Origin of the sequence: Pseudomonas weihenstephanensis (genome assembly GCF_001043055.1) — a bacterium.
GTDB classification, from domain to species: domain Bacteria; phylum Pseudomonadota; class Gammaproteobacteria; order Pseudomonadales; family Pseudomonadaceae; genus Aquipseudomonas; species Aquipseudomonas weihenstephanensis.
Genome location: NZ_JYLF01000010.1, coordinates 1 through 21,115 on the forward strand (window position 1 = coordinate 1; position 21,115 = coordinate 21,115).

The following is a 21,115-nucleotide window of genomic DNA, read 5'->3' on the forward strand; positions in this document are numbered from 1 at the left end:
AGTGAAACGATGCATCGCCGATGGTAGTGTGGGGTTTCCCCATGTGAGAGTAGGTCATCGTCAAGATTAAATTCCAGAATCCCTGTCTGCTCACGCAGATGGGGATTTTGTTTGTGCGCTCGAAAAATATTCTTGATCCAAACAGCTGAATATTTGCGTTGTCTTTACCCCGCATGCGCTTAGTAATCAAATCCTCAGTCAATAAGCCCAAGCGTGACTAAGCTCACTTGCTTCTTAACGGATGTTATTACGCTCTGTGTCAGTATCTCGAAACGTGAGCAGGCCAGTGAATAACCGTTTTTGTCATTTGGTATGAGGTTTGATAGCACTTGGCGAGACAGAGGCTAGTATGACTCGCAACATCCTCATGACGGGTGCCGCAGGGATCGGCACAACTACCCTGGCCAGAGCCTTTGCGTACGAACTGTGTGCGACACATCTGGAGGCCGATGATTTTTTGTGGCTACCCAGTAACCCGCCTTATCAACATCAGGTCGAAAAAGCGCAGCGGTGTGAGCGTTTACTTCATGAGATGCGCCGCGCAAGCCGGGCAGTTGTCGCTGGCTCGATAAGGGGGTGGGGCTGCGCACTTGAGGACGCTTTTGATCTCATGGTGTTTCTATACCTCCCCGTTGACCTGCGCTTAGAACGACTAACGCTGCGGGAGGTAAAACGTTTCGGTCATGTAAAACCAGAAGGACTGGCTTTCTAAACGGACTTGCCCTGTTATCAGGCTGGTAGGCGATATGTCCATTACTGATCGGCTACATCTCATAAACGACGCTATTGATATCGCCAGCCGTAAGCCTCCCATTATTTGAAGGCATATTGAGCGCGTACGTACCTTGCGTTGCACTCAGATGACTGGGCGATGTTAAGGTTCGCCTCCGGGTTTTTAATCTTCTCCAAAGGATGCCGATATGTCGGTTGCTACGCCCCTCAATGCGGGTTTTATGGTGGTTCACGGTAACCGGCTTGATGAACTGCGCAGCCTGGTCGTGAGCTGGATGCGCATGTATCCCTTGGCACCCTTGGAGAATGAAATAGCGCTGGTGCAAAGCAACGGGATCGCGCAATGGCTCAAGTTGGCCCTGGCAGAAGATGCTCAGGATGATGACTTGGGTGGTTGTGGTATAGCGGCAGCGATTGATGTCCAGTTACCCGGTACATTTTTATGGCAACTCTATCGTCTGGTGCTGGGCAGCGAACAAATCCCTGCTAAGTCTTTGCTCGACAAGGCTCCGTTAACCTGGCGCCTGATGCGTTTGTTACCAGCACTGATTGATCTACCGCATTTTGAGCCGTTGCAGCGCTTTCTTACCCATGACACCGACCTGCGCAAACGCTATCAACTCTCAGAGCGGCTCGCGGATCTGTTCGACCAATATCAGGTTTACCGCGCTGACTGGCTGGAAGACTGGGCTGCTGGCCGCCATCAGTTACGCAATGCACGAGGCGAAACGCCTGCCTTGAGCCCGGCCAACTGCTGGCAAGCCGAGTTGTGGCGTGCCCTGTTGCTGGATGTAGGGCAAGAGGGCATGGCCCAAAGTCGGGCGGGTGTTCATCAGCGTTTTATAGAAAAAATCAACAGCCTCGAACAAGCCCCGTCCGGGTTACCCGCCAGGGTGATTGTGTTCGGCATCTCTTCTCTGCCCGCGCAAGCGCTCGAAGCATTGGCAGGTCTCGCACGTTTCAGTCAGGTATTGCTATGTGTACACAACCCTTGCCGCCACCATTGGTCTGACATCGTTGCAGACAAAGATCTGCTGCGTCATCAGTACAAGCGCCAAGCGCGCAAAGCGGGAATGCCTACAGTACTGGACGCGGATATCCTGCATCAGCACGCCCATCCGCTACTAGCTGCGTGGGGCAAGCAGGGGCGCGACTACATCAATCTGCTCGACAGTTTCGACGACCCCAACAGCTACCGTTCCGCGTTCCGTGATGGTCGGATTGACCTGTTCAGTGAAGTTGAACCGCGCAATCTACTTAACCAATTACAGGACGACATCCTGGAGCTTCGCCCGCTCAATGAAACACGCGAGTGCTGGCCTGCTATTGAGCTGGAGAAAGATCAGTCAATTCGTTTTCACGTTGCCCACAGCGCGCAACGTGAAGTCGAGATCCTTCACGATCAACTACTCGCACGATTCAGTGAGAATCCGGATTTACAGCCGCGAGATGTGATCGTGATGGTGCCGGATGTCGACAGCTATGCGCCGCACATTCGCGCGGTGTTCGGGCAGATCGAGCGTAATGACCGCCGCTTTATTCCTTTTACCTTGGCCGACCAGGGCCAGCGCGGGCGTGATCCTCTTTTGATCGCGATCGAGCACTTGCTCAAGTTGCCTGACAGTCGATTCCCGGTCAGCGAAATTCTAGACCTCTTGGACGTGCCGGCCTTACGTGCCCGATTCAACGTACAAGAACGCGACTTGCCTACGTTGCACCGTTGGATTGAAGGCGCGGGCATTCGCTGGGGGTTGAATGCCGAACAGCGTGAAGGGCTGGGCCTGCCTGCGCACCTGGAGCAGAACAGTTGGCGTTTTGGATTGCGCCGTATGTTGCTCGGCTATGCCGTTGGCAGTGGCGAAGCCTGCGATGGCATTGAGCCTTACGATGAAATAGGTGGCCTTGATGCCGTCCTGATTGGCCCGCTGGTCGCCTTGCTAGATGCCCTTGAAATCGCCCATCAAGAACTCTCGCAGCCTGCTTTGCCGCAGCAGTGGGGCGAGCGTCTGCAAGCCCTGATGCAGTTATTTTTTCAGGCCGAGACTGAGCACGACGATTACCTGCTGGCCCAGCTCGAAGAGCTGCGCGAGAACTGGCTGGAAACCTGCGAACTTGTGGGCCTGGACGATGAGTTGCCGCTGACGGTCGTGCGCGAAGCGTGGCTGACCGGTCTGGACCAAGGCAAACTTTCGCAGCGCTTTCTTGCGGGCGCGGTCAACTTCTGCACCTTGATGCCGATGCGAGCCATTCCATTCAAGCTCGTGTGCTTGCTGGGGATGAACGACGGTGACTACCCGCGTGCCCAACCGCCGCTGGACTTTGACTTGATGGGCAGCGATTACCGCCCCGGCGACCGTTCTCGCCGTGAAGACGACCGTTACCTGCTGCTTGAAGCGCTATTGTCCGCCCGCGATCAACTGTATATCAGCTGGGTAGGCCGCAGTATTCGCGACAACAGTGAGCGTCCGGCCTGCGTGCTCATCGGCCAGCTTCGTGACCACTTGGCCAGTGGCTGGACACTCTCTAACGGTGCGGACTTGCTTGAAGCCATGACCCAAGAGCATCCGCTTCAACCCTTCAGTGCCCGATATTTCCACGAAGGTAATCCCAAACTGTTCAGTTACGCCCGTGAATGGCAGCAACTCCATGAGGCACAACCCGAGCATGCTGCACCCGCGATGTTGTCGGCCCATCACCAGGAAGAACCGGTCAACCTGACTCAGCTTCAAGACTTTTTGCGTAATCCTGTGCGTCACTTCTTTAGTCAGCGCCTGAAGGTTTACTTTGAGGCGGCAGAAGTGCCTTTGGCTGATGAGGAACCCTTCGTGCTTGATGCACTGGAGCGTTACACCCTGAGCGACAGCTTGCTCGAAGCCGCGCTGGCACAACCCGATCAACTCGAACAAGCGTTGCATACCCGCGCCCTGCGGTTGCAGGGCAGCGGTTTGTTGCCGATGGCCGGTTTTGGCGAGGCATTGCAGCAGGAGTTGATCGAGCCACTGCCTGACGTGCTCCAGCGTTATCAGCAATTAGTGAGTCTTTGGCCGACGCCCTTGAACAGCGCCTTGCCGGTCAGTTTTGCAGAGCAAGGCCTGATCCTTGAGGGCTGGTTGAGTCATCTGCACCAACGTAGTGATAACGGCTTACTGTCCATCACGACGATTCCTAATAGCATCGGGGGCATTAAAACCCGTAAGTGGCATCGATTGACCCGACCGTGGGTCAACCACTTAGTGGCCTGTGCCAGCGGGTTAGACATGTCCACGGCGTTGGTGGCCAGCGATGACACCTTGCTCCTTGCGCCGCTTGCACCCAAACAGGCAGGCGACATTCTCGCCAACCTGCTTTTAACGTGGAGAATTGGCATGGGGCGCCCGCTGCCTGTCGCCGTGAAAACAGCCTTTGCCTGGTTAGCCCAACCCGACGCTGCCAAAGCCGCTGCGGCTGCGCAAAAAGCCTATGAAGGGGACGGCCAGACCAGTGAAGGTGAGCGCCGGGAAAGCGCGGCGCTGTCTCGTCAGTTCCCTGACTTCGCTGCACTCATGGCCGGTGGGGAGTTTGAAGAGTGGTGTGACGCACTTTATCGGCCACTGTTCGAAGCGTCGTGGCGGTCCTTGACGGCCGAGGAGGCTCGCTAATGAACGCGCACGCACTTCCTTTGGCATTGTCCTTTCCGTTACGCGGCAGCCAACTCATTGAAGCCAGTGCTGGCACTGGCAAAACCTTCACCATTTCGGCGCTTTACCTGCGTCTGATTCTAGGGCACGGCTCGCAAGCAACAGGCTTTGGACGCGAACTCTTACCGCCACAAATACTGGTCGTCACCTTCACCGATGCCGCGACCAAAGAACTGCGCGATCGCATTCGTACACGTCTTGCTGAAGCAGCGCGTTTTTTTCGGGACGAAATTGAAGCCCCGGACACCTTGGTCGCACAACTGCGCGAAGCGTTCGAGATCGAGCAGTGGGCAGGTTGTGCCGGGCGTCTGGATATCGCAGCGCAATGGATGGACGAAGCGGCGGTTTCCACCATTCACAGTTGGTGTCAGCGCATGTTGCGTGAGCATGCTTTCGATAGCGGCAGTCTGTTCACGCAAACCCTCGAAACCGATCACAGCGACCTGCTGGGCGAAGTGCTACGCGATTACTGGCGACTGTTCTGCTACCCGATGCAGGGCGATGCCTTGAATTGGGTGCGCTCAAACTGGAGCGGTCCCGCGGCTTTATTACCACGGGTCCGCGCCTTGTTTGGTAGCTCGCGAGCGGCCCAACACCCCGAGCAAACACCGGCCGAAATGATCGAGGTCTGTTTGCACGAACGCCGCCAAGCGCTGTTGCAGCTCAAAACCCCCTGGTTGCAATGGGCTCAAGAGTTACGTCAGATATGCCTGCAAGGCGTGGCCGATAAAGCTGTCGATGGCCGAAAAATGCAGGCGCGCTACTTTGAACCCTGGTTTGAAAAACTCAGCGCGTGGGCGGCGGATGAGTCACTGGAGCAGTTGGACCTGGGCACAGGTTTTACGCGCCTGACCCCGGACGGCATGGCCGAAGCCTGGAAAAAAGGCGCCCCCCCGCAGCACCCAGCCTTGGATGCCATGCGCGACCTGAAAGCAGCGCTCGATGCGTTGCCAAGCCCCGATGCGGCTGTGCTGGAGCACGCTGCACATTGGGTGAGTACACGTTTTGAGGAGGAAAAACGCCGTCGCGCCGAGATGGGCTTCGATGACATGCTCGTGAGGCTGGACACTGCCTTGCAAGCAGAGAGCGGTGAGCGTTTGGCGACCCTGATACGCGAACAATTTCCGGTAGCGCTGATTGATGAGTTTCAAGACACCGATCCTGTGCAGTACCGCATTTTTGAAACCATTTATCGCATCCAGGCCAATGACCCCGACACGGGTCTGTTCATGATCGGTGACCCCAAACAAGCCATCTACGCGTTTCGTGGCGCGGACATCTATACCTACTTGCGTGCTCGTCACGCCACCCGTGACCGGCTGCATACACTGGACACCAACTTCCGTTCCAGCCATGCGATGGTCAGCGCGGTCAATCATGTATTTGAACGTGCCGAACATCGAGACACCGGCCGTGGTGCGTTTCTATTTCGCGAAGGGTCTGAAAACCCTGTGCCCTTTGTTTCAGTTAAATCCCAAGGCCGCAAAGAAGTCCTACAGCTTGAGGGCCAGCCCGTCCCAGCCATGAACCTCTGGCAACTGCCCGCCGAGCAACCCCTCAGCGGAGCGGTTTACCGCCAGCAACTGGCGGCCGTGTGTGCCAGCCAAATTGTAGAGCTGCTCAACGGCGGTCAGCAGGGACGCTGCGGTTTTGCCAAAGACGGTGAAGCCTTGCGCGGCGTCTTGCCCGCCGACATCGCCATCTTGGTGCGCGATGGTAAAGAAGCTCAGGCGGTACGGCGTGAATTATCGACCCGTGGCGTGCGAAGCGTGTACCTGTCTGATAAGGATTCAGTCTACGCAGCTCAGGAAGCACATGATGTGCTGGCATGGCTCAAAGCCTGTGCCGAGCCTGACGTCGAACGGCCGCTGCGGGCCGCACTGGCTTGCATCACGCTGGACTTGCCATTGATCGAACTGGAGCGTCTGAATGAGGACGAACTGGCGTGGGAATCGCGGGTCATGCAGTTCCGCGGTTACCGGGACATCTGGCGCAAGCAAGGCGTACTGGCCATGCTGCGCCGCTTGCTGCACGACTTCCAATTGCCTCAAGCGTTGATGACCCGCACGGAGGGCGAGCGAATACTGACCAACGTCTTGCATCTGTCCGAGTTGCTGCAGCAAGCGGCCGGCGAACTGGACGGCGAACAGGCGCTGATTCGGCACTTGGCCGAGCATTTGGCGTTGTCGGGCCAGGCCGGTGAAGAACAAATTCTGCGACTTGAAAGCGACGAGCAACTGGTCAAGGTAGTGACCATTCACAAGTCCAAGGGGCTGGAATACCCGTTGGTGTTCCTGCCATTTATCTGCTCGACCAAGCCTGTGGATGGCAGCCGTCTACCCCTGCATTTTCACGATGCCGCAGGCCACGCACAGGTCAGTTTGAAACCAACACCTGAATTGATCACTCAAGCCGACGATGAACGCCTGGCTGAAGATTTGCGCTTGCTCTACGTGGCACTTACCCGCGCACAACATGCCTGCTGGCTGGGCGTGGCTGACCTGAAACGAGGCAACAACAACCGCTCGGTGTTACACGCCTCAGCCTTGGGCTATTTGCTCGGCGGGGGTGCGCTGTTGACCGAATCACCAGGGCTGGAGCGCTGGCTTGCGGACTTGCAAAACGATTGCCCGGCGATTCACTGCCAAGCCGCTCCGCCCGCCAGCGAAGCCCACTTTTACCCGCCACTCAATTCGGCCACGTTGCTCAAACCGCTGATTCCGACACGCCGTGCAGCGGAAAACTGGTGGATTGCTTCCTACAGTGCTTTACGCATTGGTGACAGCCTCAGCGCTGGCGAAGCGCCGGAAAGTGCTTTGGCACAAAAGCTGTCAGATGACGAGCGCTTGGACCCAGATGCACCGCGTGATGTGTTGCTCAGCGGCGGTGATATCCACCGTTTCCCCCGTGGGCCAAATCCTGGGACGTTCTTGCATGGCTTGCTTGAGTGGGCGGGCAGTGAGGGTTTCAAGGCGCAACCAGCGGCTATCGAAGATGCTGTCGCGCGGCGTTGTAATCGGCGTGGCTGGGAAGGCTGGATCGACACCCTGAGCGAGTGGTTGGTGCATCTGCAAGATGAACCCCTGCGTCTGAACAATGGCCAACCGGCTGTCGTCCTTAGCCAGCTGACGCAGTATCAGATTGAAATGGAGTTTTGGTTTGCCAGCCACAACGTCGACGTGCTGCAACTCGATCAACGGGTGCGTCAGCACACGCATGGCGGGGCGGCGCGCGCAGGGGCTGAGCCGAGCCTGCTTAATGGCATGTTCAAAGGTTTTATCGACCTGACTTTCGAACACGAAGGGCGGTATTACGTGGCTGATTACAAATCCAACTGGTTGGGCGCAGACGATACGGCTTACACCGAAGAGGCCATGACGGCCTCCATTCTGGACAACCGTTACGACCTGCAATACGTGCTGTACCTGTTGGCCTTGCACCGCCAGCTCAAGGCGCGGTTGGCAGATTACGACTACGACCAGCACATGGGCGGTGCGTTATATCTGTTTTTACGTGGTACGCGTTCCCAAGGTCAGGGCGTATTTTTTACGCGACCACCCAGAGTTCTGATTGAAAGCCTGGACCTGATGTTCCAGGGCAAGCCTCGGCCAATACCGGCGGCCCCCGCGTGGGAACAGGGAGTGTTGTTATGAGTCGCTCGTTTGCCGAACTGTTACCCACGCCGTTGACGGCCGAGAGGCTGGCGCAACTGCAACCTCTGGATCGCGCCGCAGACTTGCTGCTGTTGCTTGAACGTTGGGTGGAGCGCGGCTGGCTGCGCGCGCTGGATAAAGCGTTTGTCGCTTTTCTTCACGAGCGGGCGCCCCAGGGCGATCCGCTGGTACTGCTGGCAGCGGCGTTGACCAGCCATCAGTTGGGCCACGGCCACGTGTGTCTTGACCTGTTTGAAACCCTTAAAGCGCCTGACTTTGCACTGTCTTTGCCGCCTGAGGGGGACGTGCAAACCGGCGCCATGTTGTTGCCATCGCAACTGCTGGAAGCGTTGGAGGGCGACGCGTGGTGCACGGCATTGCAGGCCAGTCCACTGGTTGAGCACGCGGGCTTCTCGACGGCTGATGCCGCCAGTCGCCCCTTGGTGCTGAGCGAGCGGCGTTTGTATTTGCGTCGTTATTGGGCGTACGAGCGACGAATCGACAGTGCCTTGCGCCAACGTCTGACCACGGCGGAGGTGACCCCGGCTGATTTGCCTGCACGTCTGAACAACTTGTTCGGCAGCCCCAAAGCGAATGCGCCGATTGATTGGCAAAAGCTGGCATGTGCCTTGGCCACGCGTGGCGCATTCAGCATCGTAACGGGCGGGCCGGGTACCGGTAAAACCACCACCGTGGTGCGTTTGCTTGCGCTGTTACAAGCACCGGCTGTTGAAGCCGGGGCGCCGCTGCGTATTCGCCTTGCCGCACCCACGGGCAAAGCGGCCGCACGTTTGACCGAATCCATCAGCCTTCAGGTCAAGTCTCTGGAAGTGGACGACACGCTACGGCAAAAAATCCCCAGTGATGTGACCACCGTTCACCGCCTGCTCGGCAGCCGTCCGGGGACGCGGCATTTTCGTCATCACGCGGGCAATCGCTTACCGCTGGATGTTCTGGTCGTCGACGAAGCCTCGATGATCGACCTCGAAATGATGGCAAACCTGCTCGATGCGCTGCCTGATCATGCGCGCCTGGTGTTATTGGGCGACAAGGACCAGTTGGCCTCGGTTGAAGCCGGTGCGGTACTCGGTGATCTGTGTCGCGACGCAGAAGCAGGCTGGTACAGCCCCTCAACCCGAGCATGGCTGGAGCAGATTAGCGGCGAACACCTGGCGGGCAGTGGTTTGCAAACGGATACCGAGGGTTCGCATCCCTTGGCCCAACAAGTGGTGATGCTGCGTCACTCGCGGCGTTTTGGTGAAGGCAGCGGCATCGGGCAGCTCTCCCGTCTGGTCAACCAGCAGCAGGCCCAAGAGGCCCGCGCGTTACTGACCTCTGGCGCGTATGCGGACCTGTCTGCGTGGCCACTGAGTGGCGAGCAAGACAAACGCTTTGAACGTTTGGTGCTTGAGGGCTGCGGGGACGAAGCCAAAGGCTATCGGCATTACCTGAATGTATTGCGCGAGCAACGCCCTGTGGCGGGTGCGCCCCTCGAAGACCCTTGCTGGGCGGCATGGGCGGGCACCGTACTGAACGCATTCGAAGGGTTTCAAGTGCTCTGCGCCGTGCGAAAAGGCCCGTGGGGTGTGGAGGGTTTGAACGAGCGCATCACGCGCGCGCTGTTTGCCCGCCAACTGATAGACAGCGACCAGCAGTGGTACGAAGGGCGCCCGGTGCTGATGACCCGCAACGACTACGGGCTGGGCCTGATGAACGGCGACATAGGCATCGCCCTCAAACTCCCTGAGCGCGAGGGGCACGACGAGCGTCAGGTTTTGCGTGTGGCGTTCGCGCGCAATGATGGTCAGGGAGGCATCCGTTTTGTGCTACCAAGCCGTCTGAATGATGTTGAAACGGTGTACGCCATGACGGTGCATAAGTCTCAAGGCTCGGAGTTTTCTCATACCGCTTTGGTACTGCCCGAGGCGCTCAACCCGGTGTTGACCAAAGAGCTGATTTACACCGGCATCACGCGGGCCAAGCACTGGTTTAGTCTTGTAGAACCTCGTGCTGGCGTTTTTGAAGGGGCTGTACTGCGCAAGGTCAAACGCCTGAGTGGTTTGATGCTGGGTTTAGGTTAAATCGTGCACGCGACACGAAGGTAGGGCAGGTGCCGTAACGTGACGTGTATCACAGTCTATACAAGGGCTGTGCTATCGTTGCGGCATAATTCCTACATAGAAATCAGAGAATTCCTGCATGGATGTGGCTGCCTCGTCTTCAGAGCAGCGTGGTGGTGTGCGGCGATGGCTGCTTTCACTCTGCTTGTTTCTGTTGAGCACTCCCTGCTTTGCCCAACCTGAAGCGCCGATTAGTTTGGCTGATCAGCGTGCCAAAGCCGTGACGCAAGTGGTACTCGGCATTCTGAGCTACGCACGCTGGCCGATTGAACCCGCTCAACTGCAACTGTGTGTGGTCGGCCCCACCGAATACACCGATGACCTGCTCAAAGGCGCCACGCAATCCAGTGGCAGGCAGGTGTTCGTCCGCCGTTTGTTGGTGAACAATCCGACCATAGCCGACGACTGTAATGCGCTGTATTTGGGAAAGCTCTCAGACGAAGAGCGCAGCAGCCTGTTCAATGCACTTACGGGGCATGCGGTGCTGAGCATCAGTGAGGGCGGTGATCAATGCACGGTCGGCACGCTGTTCTGTTTGCGTGTGGCCGATGAGCAAGTGTCCTTTGAAGTGAACCTCGACTCCGTCGCCCGCAGCGGCGTGCGTATTCATCCCAGCGTGTTGCAGTTGTCGCGCCGCAGGGCGGCACAACCATGATCGCGCTCAATAACACCAAGCACCGACGTAGCTTGCGCTCTGTACTTAGCCGTGGGCATTTGGGGCTGGCGATGGTGGCGGTGACGATGGCCAGCGTGTCGCTGACCATCCTGGGCGTGATTGCACTGAAGGTGTACGCCGACCACAACTTGCACCTGATCGGGCGCTCGATCAACTACACCGTCGAAGCCGCAGTGGTGTTCGATGACAGTGCGGCAGCCACCGAAGCACTGGCCCTGATTGCGTCTACCGAGGCGGTGGCCGAGGCCAAAGTGTTTACCGCCGATGGTGAGCTGCTGGCGCAATGGAAGCGCCCGGAAACAGACCTGCTGTCTAAAGTCGAAATGCTGCTGGCCAACAGTTTGCTCGCGCAGCCCGTCACCCTGCCGATCCTGCATCAGGGGCGAGAAGTGGGCACCGTCACGCTCAGGGGCCACGGCGCCAACATGCTGCGGTTCTTGATCAGCGGCCTGCTCGGCATCCTGGTGTGCACGGTGTTGAGCGCCTGGAGTGCATTGTTTTTGTCTCGGCGCCTGCTCAATGGCATTACGGGGCCACTTCGTCAGTTGGCCGATGTTGCGCACGCGGCGCGCCGTGAACGGGCCTTCGACCGACGTGTACCTGCGGCCAACATCAAAGAGTTGAATAATCTGGGCAATGACTTCAATGCGCTGCTTGATGAGTTGGAGTCCTGGCAGAGTCACTTGAAGCATGAGAACGAAACCCTGGCGCATCAGGCCAGTCATGACTCCCTGACCGACCTGCCCAACCGCGCCTATTTTGAAGCACGGTTGGCGCGCACATTACGTGTTCTGAGCAAGGCCAACGAAAAAGCCGCCGTGCTGTTTCTCGACAGTGATCGTTTCAAAGGTATCAACGATACTTATGGTCATGCCGCAGGTGACGCCGTATTGGTGGCCGTGGCCACGCGTATCCGCGCCCAATTGCGTGAAGAAGACCTGGTGGCGCGTTTGGGCGGTGATGAGTTCGCAATCCTGCTGACGCCGCTGCACAAGACCGAAGACGCCGAGCGTATCGCTGACAAGATCATTGCCAGCATGCTGGCGCCGATTGTTTTGCCCGATCAGACGCAGGTGGTGACCTCGCTCAGTATCGGCGTTGCGGTTTACCCCGAACATGGTGCCACCCCGGACTCCCTGCTCAATGCCGCCGATACTGCGATGTACCAGGCCAAGCGGATGGACCGGGGCGGCCAACACCTTTCGCAAGTGCAGCAGCTTGCGTCCCCCGCAAATACAAGGAGCTAGACACCTATGCGTGCTTTTACCCAGCGTTACTTACAGTTTTTTGGCTTCACCCTGTTGCTGGCGACGCTGGCATTGAGCGGTTGCCAGACGGCCCCGCAAAAAGGCCTGAGCCCGGCGCAAATCGCTGTGCTCAAACAGCAGGGTTTTGAGTTGACTGACGAAGGCTGGGCGTTTGGTTTGTCAGGTAAAGTCCTGTTTGGCAGCGACCTTGAAGTGCTGAACGCGCAAAGCCAGGAAATCGTTGAGCGCATTGGCACTGCGCTGCTGGCGGTGGACATCCAGCGCGTGCGCGTGGATGGACACACCGATGCTTCGGGGCAGGAAGCCTACAACGAACAGCTGTCTGTGCGCCGTGCCAACAGTGTGGTCAAAGCGCTGACCAAGGTCGGCATGCGTCCTGAAAATATCCAGGTGCGTGGCCTGGGCAGCCGTGAACCTGTGGCCTCGAACAAAACCCGCGCCGGGCGCACCGAAAACCGCCGGGTCGCGATTGTCGTCATCGCCGACTAAATCCATGCCTGGCGCACGTAAATACGGCAGCCGCTGACGTATCATGCGCGGCTGCCTCGGGGCGCGTAGCGGCCGTAATGTCACTCAAAGCGCTGCGGCTGATACGCCGCAGTCACCCGATATACGACCGCTGCGCAACCGATTGAGCCGCGTGCCTCAGGTCCGTTTCAATCGGCAAACGTTAAGCTCCGTCACCTCGCGGATGTAATCCCACAGCAAGGTGATGCGTTTCAACGTCCTCAAGTCCTCGCGGCAGTGCATCCAGAACTGCCAGGGAGTAAGGGTTAACCCAATGATCACGGGGGCTACGCAGGGACAAGTAGGCGAACTCATGGCCTACGCTGCAAAGCTTTCTGAGGCTTCTTGGAAGCGCTGGTTGCTGAGCCTCGGGGTTGTCACTGGCGGGCGACTCAATGAAATTTCGCAGTTGACCACGAGTGATATTCAGACCCTTGAATCGGGTAACCTGCCGGATATCTTGCAGGGAACCATTTCGTAGCGTTGCCTGCTATCGCTTTGTTTCAGACGATTGAATCAATATCAAGCGTGTGTGGAGCGCCGATTGGGCGATCTAATATTGACGCGAATAACTCATGGTCGCTTTCGACAGCGGGCGGCGCCATGGCCAATTGTTCCGCTACCCTGTTTTCTGGGTGCGCCTCCCAGCGAAGCAAGTTGTCTGCCAGTACTTCAGGTTGCAGTGAAAACGAGCCGTAGACCTTCGCTCCGTCAACCTTATCCTTATGCACGGTCGCTAATCGGTCGCGGGTCTCTCGCACTTTATCGACCTCTCGGTTGAATGCATCAACTACTGGTTCGTGAGTTTCACGATACTTGTCACCACGACCCCGCAAGTCATTGCGTTTACTGCGCAACTGCTCGGTAATTCGTGTCAGAGCACCATCTATGAAGTCGAATTCACGGTCGGTAACCAGCGAGCTCTTGAGCTTCAGCGATTCCTGCGCACGTTTAAGAGCGGCCCAGCTACTGGGGATATAGCCCCCCACCATTGAATGATTGCCACCATGAAAAAACTGAGAAATCAAACCGGGGCGGTTGGGCAGGCCATTAATTTGCTGCACAGACAACGAGCAGGCGGCGTGCTGGGTAATGGTGTCGCAACCAGGCTCCCAGAGGATCGAAGATTTCTCTTTGCCTCCAAGCTCCACCGGAAAGAAGTGACGCAACTTGCCGTGGTGCTCATAGGGTTCACCGCTAAGGTTGGTAATGCCCGCAGAAAACACGGCGAGCCCCGCAGGGACGTTTAAGAAGGTTAAAGCTGCCCCTGTCGCATAGACCGAGGTCTTGGTGTTCATCCATGTTCCAGGCACGCTCGGCACTGGGTCGTTATGGTTGACCATGCGGTAATGCACTAAGTCAGCAGCCCCTTTTACAAAGGTAGCGTCAGCAGCTCTTGGGGCACCGTAGGTGTACAGCACGATGTTGTAATCGTAGTCAGCCCGACGACGCAGCATCTCCGAGAGCAGCAAGGTGATTGCCCCGCCTAAACTGTGGCCGCAAATAATCAACTTCTGTCCGGTGTAGAACTTCTCGAGATAATTGATCGTGAGTTCGTAGACTTTCAGTGCTGCCTCATAGAATCCTCGGTGAACCTTGCCCACACCCTGTGTAAATGGAACCTGAAGCGCATCGGCATCCCGAAGCCCATCCGCTAACTTTTCATTGGTGCCGCGTACCGAAATCAGGATCAGCTCATCGTTATGCGTGATAAACGCTTGGGTGTCGGTATTATCAATTTGGTCTCGATCATCAAGGAAATGAATACTGGCCGGATGCTCCTGCTTTTCTTCTAAATCAGGGCTGTTCACTGGGTATAGGTCAGGATCAAACGGCACGACTTCCAGACGCTTGGAGTACGGTACATCTTCGTAGAGCGGGTAGTACGCCTTGGATTGGGCTGGGTCGGCTTTCCAGATTTCATCGAACTTGGCCAATGCGTCACCAAACCAGTTACCCATGCTTGGTTTTTGCGGGAAACTTACTTTTTTGTCTTTGATGGGCGTCTTATCTGGTGCCTGACCAAATGGGTTGTAGCTCAGGGTGGCCATAATGGCGAGCTGATACAGATTCAGCGCACAGAACTGTGAGTCGGTGGAGAGCATCGGACGTAGAGCACGTAAAGGGCGAACCTCCAACACGTTGTGCTTGTTGGGAAGCAGGCAGACACCGTGCTTGCCATGCTCGCGCATCAGCGTGGCCCAACCATGATTGAGTGGAAAGTGACACTCGACTTCAGGCGGTAAATGCGCAACATGGTCAACCAAGTGGCGTACTTCGACTTGGCAGAAGAAGTCCGCACAGGCTTGCGCCGGATTGCTTTGGGTTCGTGAGCCGTCTTTATGAAAGTAACGAGTTTGCTCGGCGCGGACTTGAAGTTCGGTTATTGGGAGTGGGTAGTTAGGTCTTTGCATCCGGCGAACATAGGTCAGCTCTTGTCCTTGATATTGCTCTTCGAGCATTAAGACTATTGGACCCGCAAAGTGATTTTCTACCTTGCCTGTGCCCGTGGTGTCGAGCTTGCCGGTGTATGGGTGACCCTCCGTATCGATAACTTTATAAGACAGCCCAGCATAAAATCGCCCCTCGCCAAACTCATCCACTAACTGAAAGCTGGTCCATTTACCTTGAACAGGGCAGGTAAACATACGGCTGTTTAACGGGTGCTTTAGCTCTTCATCCAAAGTACTCATTGAGTGATTTCCTTATTCGGTACAGCCTGGGTAAATGGTACAGTTGCGGCCATCTGGCATTTTGAAACTGCTGAAGTCTTTATGGTTTCCGAAGCAATAAGCGTCTTGATCTTCAAAACTTTTCCCCATACAGCGCTTCCAGCCATTCGGAACCTTGACCCATGTGTCCCCCCAGCCGGGCCTTTCCTCATCAGCCAGCTTGATCTTTAACTTCACGGTTTTACCCGGCAGTTGATCCAAGGTGTAAGCCCCAACAGGGCGCCCTTTCGTCACCATGCCCTGATCATCAAGTTTTTTGCAGTCAATACCCTTCGATAGACGACGCTTTGGCCCTTGGGTACGAAACAGCCACTGGCACTGACCATTTATGGCGCTTTCTCCAGCAGCATCAAAAGCTCCTTTGTATTGTTCTTCAAGTTGCTCTCTAATAATAATCATTGCTGAATCTGCGCCGAAGTCTCCACGATCTTTTCCATAAGTTCCGTAGATATCCAGTTCGAAGCGATAAATAGCCAGTCGGCAACCTTCAACGGTTCGGTAGATGGGGATTTCAGAGTCGATCTTGTATCTTTCTTTGTGGTCTAAATGCCATCTTTGATTATAACCAGCGTCTGGTTTTTTAACTGTGCAGGTTTCTCCCTTGACAGGTGCATATTTGGCTACGGCCTGATAAGTGAAGTTCGGAGGGAAGTCAGCCGTAAAGGTGAAGCTTTCCGACTTCCCAGTAGCACATCCTGCTGTCAGGACTATGCAGCCTCCCGAGAGCAGGGCTTTAAGTACTTGCTTCATAGCGGGGCATCTCCTTGCCAAAATCGTGTTGCCTGATAAACCCGCTCGAAATGAGCTGCCGGAGTTTCATCAGGGCGGGCTTGCCAGCGCTTTGCGAGTGTATCGTCTGTTTCCTTTAAACTCTGGACCAACAAGAACTCCAGATTGTTTTGGATCCGCGAACCGTCTCTATGGAAGTAACGAGTTTGCTCGGCGCGGACTTTAAGTTCGGTTATTGGGAGTGGGTAATGTGGCCTTTCAAGTAGGTATTCATAAAAATCTTTACCACCTCGATACTGTTCTTTGATAATTAACGCTACTGGGCCTGCAAAGTGGTTTTCTACCTTGCCTGTCCCGGTACTGTCGAGTGCGCCTTTGTGGAAGTGACCCTCTGTATCGATAACCTCATAGGCCAGTCCCGCATAGGGTAGCCCCTCGCCCGACTCATCAACTAACTGAAAGCTGGTCCAGCGGCCTTGAACCGGACAGGTGAACATACGACTGTTTAACGGGTGCTTTAATTCCGCATCCAAATTGCTCATTGTTTGATTTCCTTATTCAGTGCAGCCGGGATAAATCGAACACTGTTTACCGTCAGGCATCATGAATGCGCTGAAGACTTTCTGATTTTCACGGCAGAATGCATATTGGTCTTCCATGCCTTTACCCATGCACCGTCTCCAACCATTAGGAAACTTCAGCCAAGTATTCCCAATAGCAGGTCTTTCCTCGTCAGCCAGTTTGATCTTCAGCTTTACGGTTTTACCCGGCAGTTGATCCAAGGTGTAAGCCCCTACTGGACGTCCTTTCGTCACCATGCCCTGATCATCAATTTTTTTGCAATCGAGAAGCTTAGTGATGTAGCGGTCAGGTCCGATAGTACGAAACAACCATTGGCACTGACCATTTATGGCGCTTTCTCCAGTAGCATCAAAAGCCCCTTTGTATTGCTCTTCCAGTTGCTCCCGAACAATCACGGCAGTTGTATCCCCGCTGAAGTCTCCTCGGGTTTTCCCATAAGTGGCATTAATTTCCAGATCGATTTTATAGATGGACAATCGACAACCTTTCACGGTTCGATAAATCGGGACTTCAGACTCTGGTTTGTACTCGGTACGCCATTCTCTGTTAAAAGCAAGATATGGGTTGTCATCGAGGGTGACTGTACAAGTTTCGCCCTTGGCGGGGGCATACTTTGCTATGGCGTAATAAGCGAAGTTGGGAGGTAGATCAGCCGTAAAGGTGAAGCTTTCCGACTTCCCAGTAGCACATCCTGCTGTCAGGACTATGCAGCCTCCCGAGAGCAGGGCTTTAAGTACTTGCTTCATAGCGGGGCATCTCCTTGCCAAAATCGTGTTGCCTGATAAACCCTCTCGAAATGAGCTGCCGGATTTTCATCAGGGCGGGCTTGCCAGCGCTCCGCAAGCGTACCGTCTGTTTCCTTTAAACTCTGGACCATCAAGAACTCCAGTTGCTCCGGTGCTTGCCAACCCCAAGTGTCAGCCAAGGCCAACTGAGTGCTGAGCCATAGATCGGGGTTTTGTTGTTCAGCAATCCGGGCGTAGGCATCCAGATGTTCGGCCAGCAAGTAGCGACGGGTATTGACCTCGCGTATGTGTGCGGACTGATCGCCCTCAACGGGAACGTCACACCATGCAGGGCTTTCAGGAGCGGGATGGTTACCGGGTGTGGGATTACTGAGCATTTCCCAGCGCTGACCTTGCCAGTAGCAGACGCTGATAATGGGCCCCAAGTACCCCGCAATAGCCCCAGTGGCTAAGTGCTTCAGTGCGCGGGTCAATACTCGGTTGTCATGGAACCGATAGAGCGCTTGATACGGTCTCGTCCCGACAATCAGACGTTCACGCCAATGTTTGACCAGCTCCTGTAGCCCTGCCTCAGGTGGAATACTGGCAAGCCATCCCCAGTTCCTTTCAGGGGCCTTGAGCAACTCATTCAAGCGCCCATCTTCCGCGTTGTCGATAAGGAACATGAAGGGCCCTGCATCCGCCAGATCTGCGACCGGTGTCTCGCTGTACACACTGCAATACTGGTCAGCGTCTTGAGAATCCAACAGAGCCTGACGTGTTTGGCGTTCGTCCTCGGAGTCCAGAATCAGGCATAAAAAATGCCCGAGTTGGCGTTGTTCGATCATCCATTGCTGAGGAGACCTGTTGGTCATGCTGTGGCTCCCTCAATCAGACAAACGCCATTTTTGCAGGCCTCGCAGATCGGGCAGAAATCAGGGCTTTTAACTTTTGAGATGGCCATCAGAGCGTACTGGGAAGGGGCAATCATAGGCGGGAGCGCGGTAGGAACCATTAGCGCAGTTAATGCACCCGGCAATATTGGATTGGCCGCAGTTCCTCCAACCGGGGCACCGCCGAGTTGAATATCGGAGCTGCTGAAGATCCCACCGGGACCAATCACGATGTGTTGACCACCGGCTTTTAAGGTAATACTGGCGCCCGCATCCAGAATCAGATTGGCTCCGGATTTGATGTGGACTTCCTGTCCTGCTTCGACGACCAATGTTTGCCCGACACGGGTATGACTGCTGCTAGCTACCAACAAGTAGTCGTTGGCTTTGAGTTGGACTTTTCGGTCTGCGGTGACAGTGCGTTGCTCTTCAGCTTCCAGCACCGCGATGCTGTTGCCCTTGATGATTTCCTTACGTTCGTTACCGACTTCTAAGCGACTATCGTGTTCAACCTTCTGTTCCATGTCCCGCTGAGCGCGCAGGTAGATCAACTCTTGGCCGCTACGGTCCTCCAGGTGCAATTCGTTGAAGCCCGTGCTGTTTGGTGAACTGCGGCTGCGAAAGACGCTGCGGGTCTTGTGGGCGGGCAGTTCGTAGGGGACGGGATTAGCACTGTTATTCAGGCAACCACTGATCAGGGGGGAATCGGGGTCACCCTCCAGGAATGACACCAGTACCTCCATGCCGACCCGAGGGATTGTTACCGCGCCATGGCTGTTGCCCGCCCAACTGGAAGCGACTCGCAGCCAACAACTGCTTTTGTCATTGGTCTGACCTTCGCGGTCCCAATGGAACTGCACCTTGACCCGCCCGTGTTGGTCACAATGTATCTCCTCACCTTTGGGACCGGTAACCAAAGCGGTTTGACTGCCAAGTATCCGAGGCTTCTCATAGGCCTGCTGTGGGCGATAGAACACATCCCACGGAGTTGCCGTGAAGGTGTTGCGGTAGCCCTGATGGAAATCGTCCTTACGGTCACTGGTGTCGCTGGGAAGGCTCTCCTCCAGAACCTGAGGTTGCTGGACTTCGTGGCGAATAGAGGTCAGTAGCCAGAGGTCATTCCACTCTTGGCGCGGGTGTTGCGACAGTTCAAGAAAGTGGCCGCTGACCAGTGTGGGTTGATCACTTTTACCTTCGGCCTGACGGTAATCTGCACGATGGCCTTCCAGAGCTCTCTGGCTCAACAATTTGCCTCGTTCGCGCTGAGTAAAACCACCGGGGTATTGGTAGTCTTCCAGGTCAGGCTGTCTGCCTCGGGCGGCAGGGCGATAGTCCGCCTCCAGCGTGATGCGGGCCTTTTCAAAGTCGTAATCACGTTGCGTTGTTCGACTGGTTCGGGTCGCAAGGCGCAGGTTAAAGCGTTTGACTACGGGCTCATCGGCGACCAAGCCGCTGTCCTGCACATAGGCCGTTGGCCTGCCCAGCTTGGGGAATATGGTTTGGTCGTCACCAAATACCAGTGCGTGACTTTGTTGCGAATGCTGAAAGTGGTAGTGGATACCTTCCTCCCAGCACAGACGCTGAATGTAGTACAGGTCGGATTCGTTGTACTGGACGCAGTAATCACGTGCTGGATAGATCGAGCCCAACTGAAATCGGTAGGTGTCACTTTGGATACCATGCTCTTCAAGAATCTGCGCGATGATCTGCGGGACGGTTTGTTGTTGGAAAATCCGTAGGTTGGCCCGATGCGCCAAATAGGTTAACTGCGGGACCAGCGTAAGGCTGTAACGGGTCAGGCGCTTACCGGAGTCACCCTGCGCAACACGGTAAATCTGCCCATGAATACCTGCGTCACTGTCGTTGAATGCCAGAAAGGCTTGCTTGTGCAATAGATTTTCGATGTCCAAATCAGGACGTTCGCTGACCAGTTCCAGATCAAAAGAAAAGGGAGCGCTAATAGATTCTTGGCCGGTGAATGAGAGGATCTGAAGGTCGTGCTTGAAGTCGCTGATGGTTAGGCTGAAATCCGTTTTAGGGCTTGCGTTGAACATCCACTGCTCCCTTCCAGGCATGCAGCGTAGTCCCACATACACGGGGCCAGCGAACTATATGCCTGTGAGTTTGTGAGAAAACCAAAGCGAGCCAAGCTAACAAGCTATGGAAGGAAAATATGTAGGAAGCGTCCTGAATGCGAGCTGAATTGTCCTTGGTTCAGGGTGTCGCTTGGGAAGGCGTTGGTTCGGGAGTTTTGTCACGTCTGCATGAGCTTGATCTTGGAGGTTTCAAGCCGCCGCAGTTTTAAAACTCCTCACTATAGGGAAGAAGGGCATTCCGTTCGACTGACTTATTGATGAGGAGCAACACGATGCTGACACTTGCCGAACTGGACCGACAGCGCATCACCACACGCCAAGTTGACAACGATTTTATCGCGGGAACCTTGGACCTTGCCTGACCCAACCGTCCGGCCAACACACCTTCTTGATATCAACACTTGGTCGAAGGCCTTCAGGGGGGATGTCGTCTGCGTTCTACTGGGTGGCTGTGACGGGTGCTCTCGTGGTGGTGCTTGCAAGCCTCTTCGAGAATCTGGCAGAAAAATCTCTCTGGTCACCTCATTACTATAAACACCGTCGATTCCCCCGTAGCCCGGCGCACCTGCATAGGTCCTCAACGCGCTTGTGGGCGCCTCTGTAGGCCAAAGCATTCAGTGTCTGCGGATACCGTCCGGCTGTCACAAGTTGCGTACCAAGGCCTGTCACAAACCGTTGCCAAGAACTATTGACCTCGCTACGAAGTTGCTCCCTTACTCCTTGCA

The 21,115-nt window shown here is 55.7% G+C and carries 13 protein-coding genes; 7 read left to right on the forward strand and 6 right to left on the reverse strand.

Features of this window, described 5'->3' with window-relative positions; translation table 11 throughout:
* The first annotated feature begins 349 nt into the window (after positions 1-349).
* The 7 genes from TU86_RS19245 to yfiB all read left to right on the forward strand — a co-directional run bounded on the left by TU86_RS19245 (position 350) and on the right by yfiB (position 12,615).
* The gene (locus TU86_RS19245; protein ID WP_053076073.1) at positions 350-712 is read left to right on the forward strand and encodes a P-loop NTPase family protein; all 363 of its coding nucleotides are present in this window, start codon (positions 350-352) and stop codon (positions 710-712) included.
* A gap of 208 nt (positions 713-920) precedes the next feature.
* A complete protein-coding gene (recC, locus tag TU86_RS19250; RefSeq protein WP_048365922.1) occupies positions 921-4,370 on the forward strand; it encodes an exodeoxyribonuclease V subunit gamma in 3,450 nt (1,149 codons plus the stop codon).
* Complete coding sequence (recB, locus tag TU86_RS19255; protein ID WP_048365923.1) at positions 4,370-8,062, forward strand: exodeoxyribonuclease V subunit beta; 3,693 nt, start codon at positions 4,370-4,372, stop codon at positions 8,060-8,062. The genes recC and recB overlap by 1 nt, the downstream gene beginning before the upstream one ends.
* Positions 8,059-10,143 carry an exodeoxyribonuclease V subunit alpha gene (gene recD / locus TU86_RS19260; protein ID WP_048365924.1) on the forward strand — a complete coding sequence of 695 codons (2,085 nt, stop codon included), beginning with the start codon at positions 8,059-8,061 and terminating at the stop codon, positions 10,141-10,143. The genes recB and recD overlap by 4 nt, the downstream gene beginning before the upstream one ends.
* Before the next feature lie 118 nt (positions 10,144-10,261).
* Positions 10,262-10,837, forward strand: a complete 576-nt coding sequence (gene yfiR / locus TU86_RS19265) for a regulatory sequestration protein YfiR (RefSeq protein WP_048365925.1) — start codon at positions 10,262-10,264, stop codon at positions 10,835-10,837.
* Positions 10,834-12,105, forward strand: coding sequence for a diguanylate cyclase DgcN/YfiN (gene dgcN, locus TU86_RS19270; RefSeq protein WP_048365926.1), 1,272 nt, complete (start codon positions 10,834-10,836; stop codon positions 12,103-12,105). The genes yfiR and dgcN overlap by 4 nt, the downstream gene beginning before the upstream one ends.
* A 6-nt stretch (positions 12,106-12,111) precedes the next feature.
* On the forward strand, positions 12,112-12,615 hold the full coding sequence (gene yfiB, locus TU86_RS19275; protein ID WP_048365927.1) for an outer membrane lipoprotein YfiB: 504 nt from the start codon (positions 12,112-12,114) through the stop codon (positions 12,613-12,615).
* Between the two features lie 521 nt (positions 12,616-13,136).
* Here the strand turns inward: yfiB and TU86_RS19285 are convergent.
* Genes TU86_RS19285 through TU86_RS19310 form a run of 6 tightly spaced genes read right to left on the reverse strand, consistent with a single transcriptional unit; the run spans position 13,137 to position 20,348 of the window.
* Positions 13,137-15,326, reverse strand: a complete 2,190-nt coding sequence (locus TU86_RS19285; RefSeq protein ID WP_048365929.1) for a lipase family protein — start codon at positions 15,324-15,326, stop codon at positions 13,137-13,139.
* 12 nt (positions 15,327-15,338) lie between these two features.
* Positions 15,339-16,115 (reverse strand): hypothetical protein, encoded by a 777-nt coding sequence (locus tag TU86_RS19290; protein WP_048365930.1) that lies wholly within the window; start codon positions 16,113-16,115, stop codon positions 15,339-15,341.
* Entirely contained in the window at positions 16,112-16,636 is a 525-nt protein-coding gene (locus TU86_RS23590) for a hypothetical protein (RefSeq protein ID WP_048365931.1), read from the reverse strand. Before TU86_RS23590 ends, TU86_RS19290 begins: the two co-directional genes overlap by 4 nt.
* A 12-nt stretch (positions 16,637-16,648) precedes the next feature.
* Positions 16,649-17,422, reverse strand: a complete 774-nt coding sequence (locus tag TU86_RS19300) for a hypothetical protein (RefSeq protein ID WP_048365932.1) — start codon at positions 17,420-17,422, stop codon at positions 16,649-16,651.
* Complete coding sequence (locus TU86_RS19305) at positions 17,419-18,276, reverse strand: DUF4123 domain-containing protein (RefSeq protein WP_048365933.1); 858 nt, start codon at positions 18,274-18,276, stop codon at positions 17,419-17,421. The genes TU86_RS19300 and TU86_RS19305 overlap by 4 nt, the downstream gene beginning before the upstream one ends.
* Entirely contained in the window at positions 18,273-20,348 is a 2,076-nt protein-coding gene (locus TU86_RS19310) for a type VI secretion system Vgr family protein (RefSeq protein ID WP_048365934.1), read from the reverse strand. The genes TU86_RS19305 and TU86_RS19310 overlap by 4 nt, the downstream gene beginning before the upstream one ends.
* Between the last annotated feature and the right edge of the window lie 767 nt (positions 20,349-21,115).

Coding starts and splice junctions, on each gene's coding strand:
- TU86_RS19245 (WP_053076073.1), top strand. CDS start 350: ATGACTCGCAACATCCTCATGACGGGTGCCGCAGGGATCGGCACAACT.
- recC (WP_048365922.1), top strand. CDS start 921: ATGTCGGTTGCTACGCCCCTCAATGCGGGTTTTATGGTGGTTCACGGT.
- recB (WP_048365923.1), top strand. CDS start 4,370: ATGAACGCGCACGCACTTCCTTTGGCATTGTCCTTTCCGTTACGCGGC.
- recD (WP_048365924.1), top strand. CDS start 8,059: ATGAGTCGCTCGTTTGCCGAACTGTTACCCACGCCGTTGACGGCCGAG.
- yfiR (WP_048365925.1), top strand. CDS start 10,262: ATGGATGTGGCTGCCTCGTCTTCAGAGCAGCGTGGTGGTGTGCGGCGA.
- dgcN (WP_048365926.1), top strand. CDS start 10,834: ATGATCGCGCTCAATAACACCAAGCACCGACGTAGCTTGCGCTCTGTA.
- yfiB (WP_048365927.1), top strand. CDS start 12,112: ATGCGTGCTTTTACCCAGCGTTACTTACAGTTTTTTGGCTTCACCCTG.
- TU86_RS19285 (WP_048365929.1), bottom strand. CDS start 15,326: ATGAGTACTTTGGATGAAGAGCTAAAGCACCCGTTAAACAGCCGTATG.
- TU86_RS19290 (WP_048365930.1), bottom strand. CDS start 16,115: ATGAAGCAAGTACTTAAAGCCCTGCTCTCGGGAGGCTGCATAGTCCTG.
- TU86_RS23590 (WP_048365931.1), bottom strand. CDS start 16,636: ATGAGCAATTTGGATGCGGAATTAAAGCACCCGTTAAACAGTCGTATG.
- TU86_RS19300 (WP_048365932.1), bottom strand. CDS start 17,422: ATGAAGCAAGTACTTAAAGCCCTGCTCTCGGGAGGCTGCATAGTCCTG.
- TU86_RS19305 (WP_048365933.1), bottom strand. CDS start 18,276: ATGACCAACAGGTCTCCTCAGCAATGGATGATCGAACAACGCCAACTC.
- TU86_RS19310 (WP_048365934.1), bottom strand. CDS start 20,348: ATGTTCAACGCAAGCCCTAAAACGGATTTCAGCCTAACCATCAGCGAC.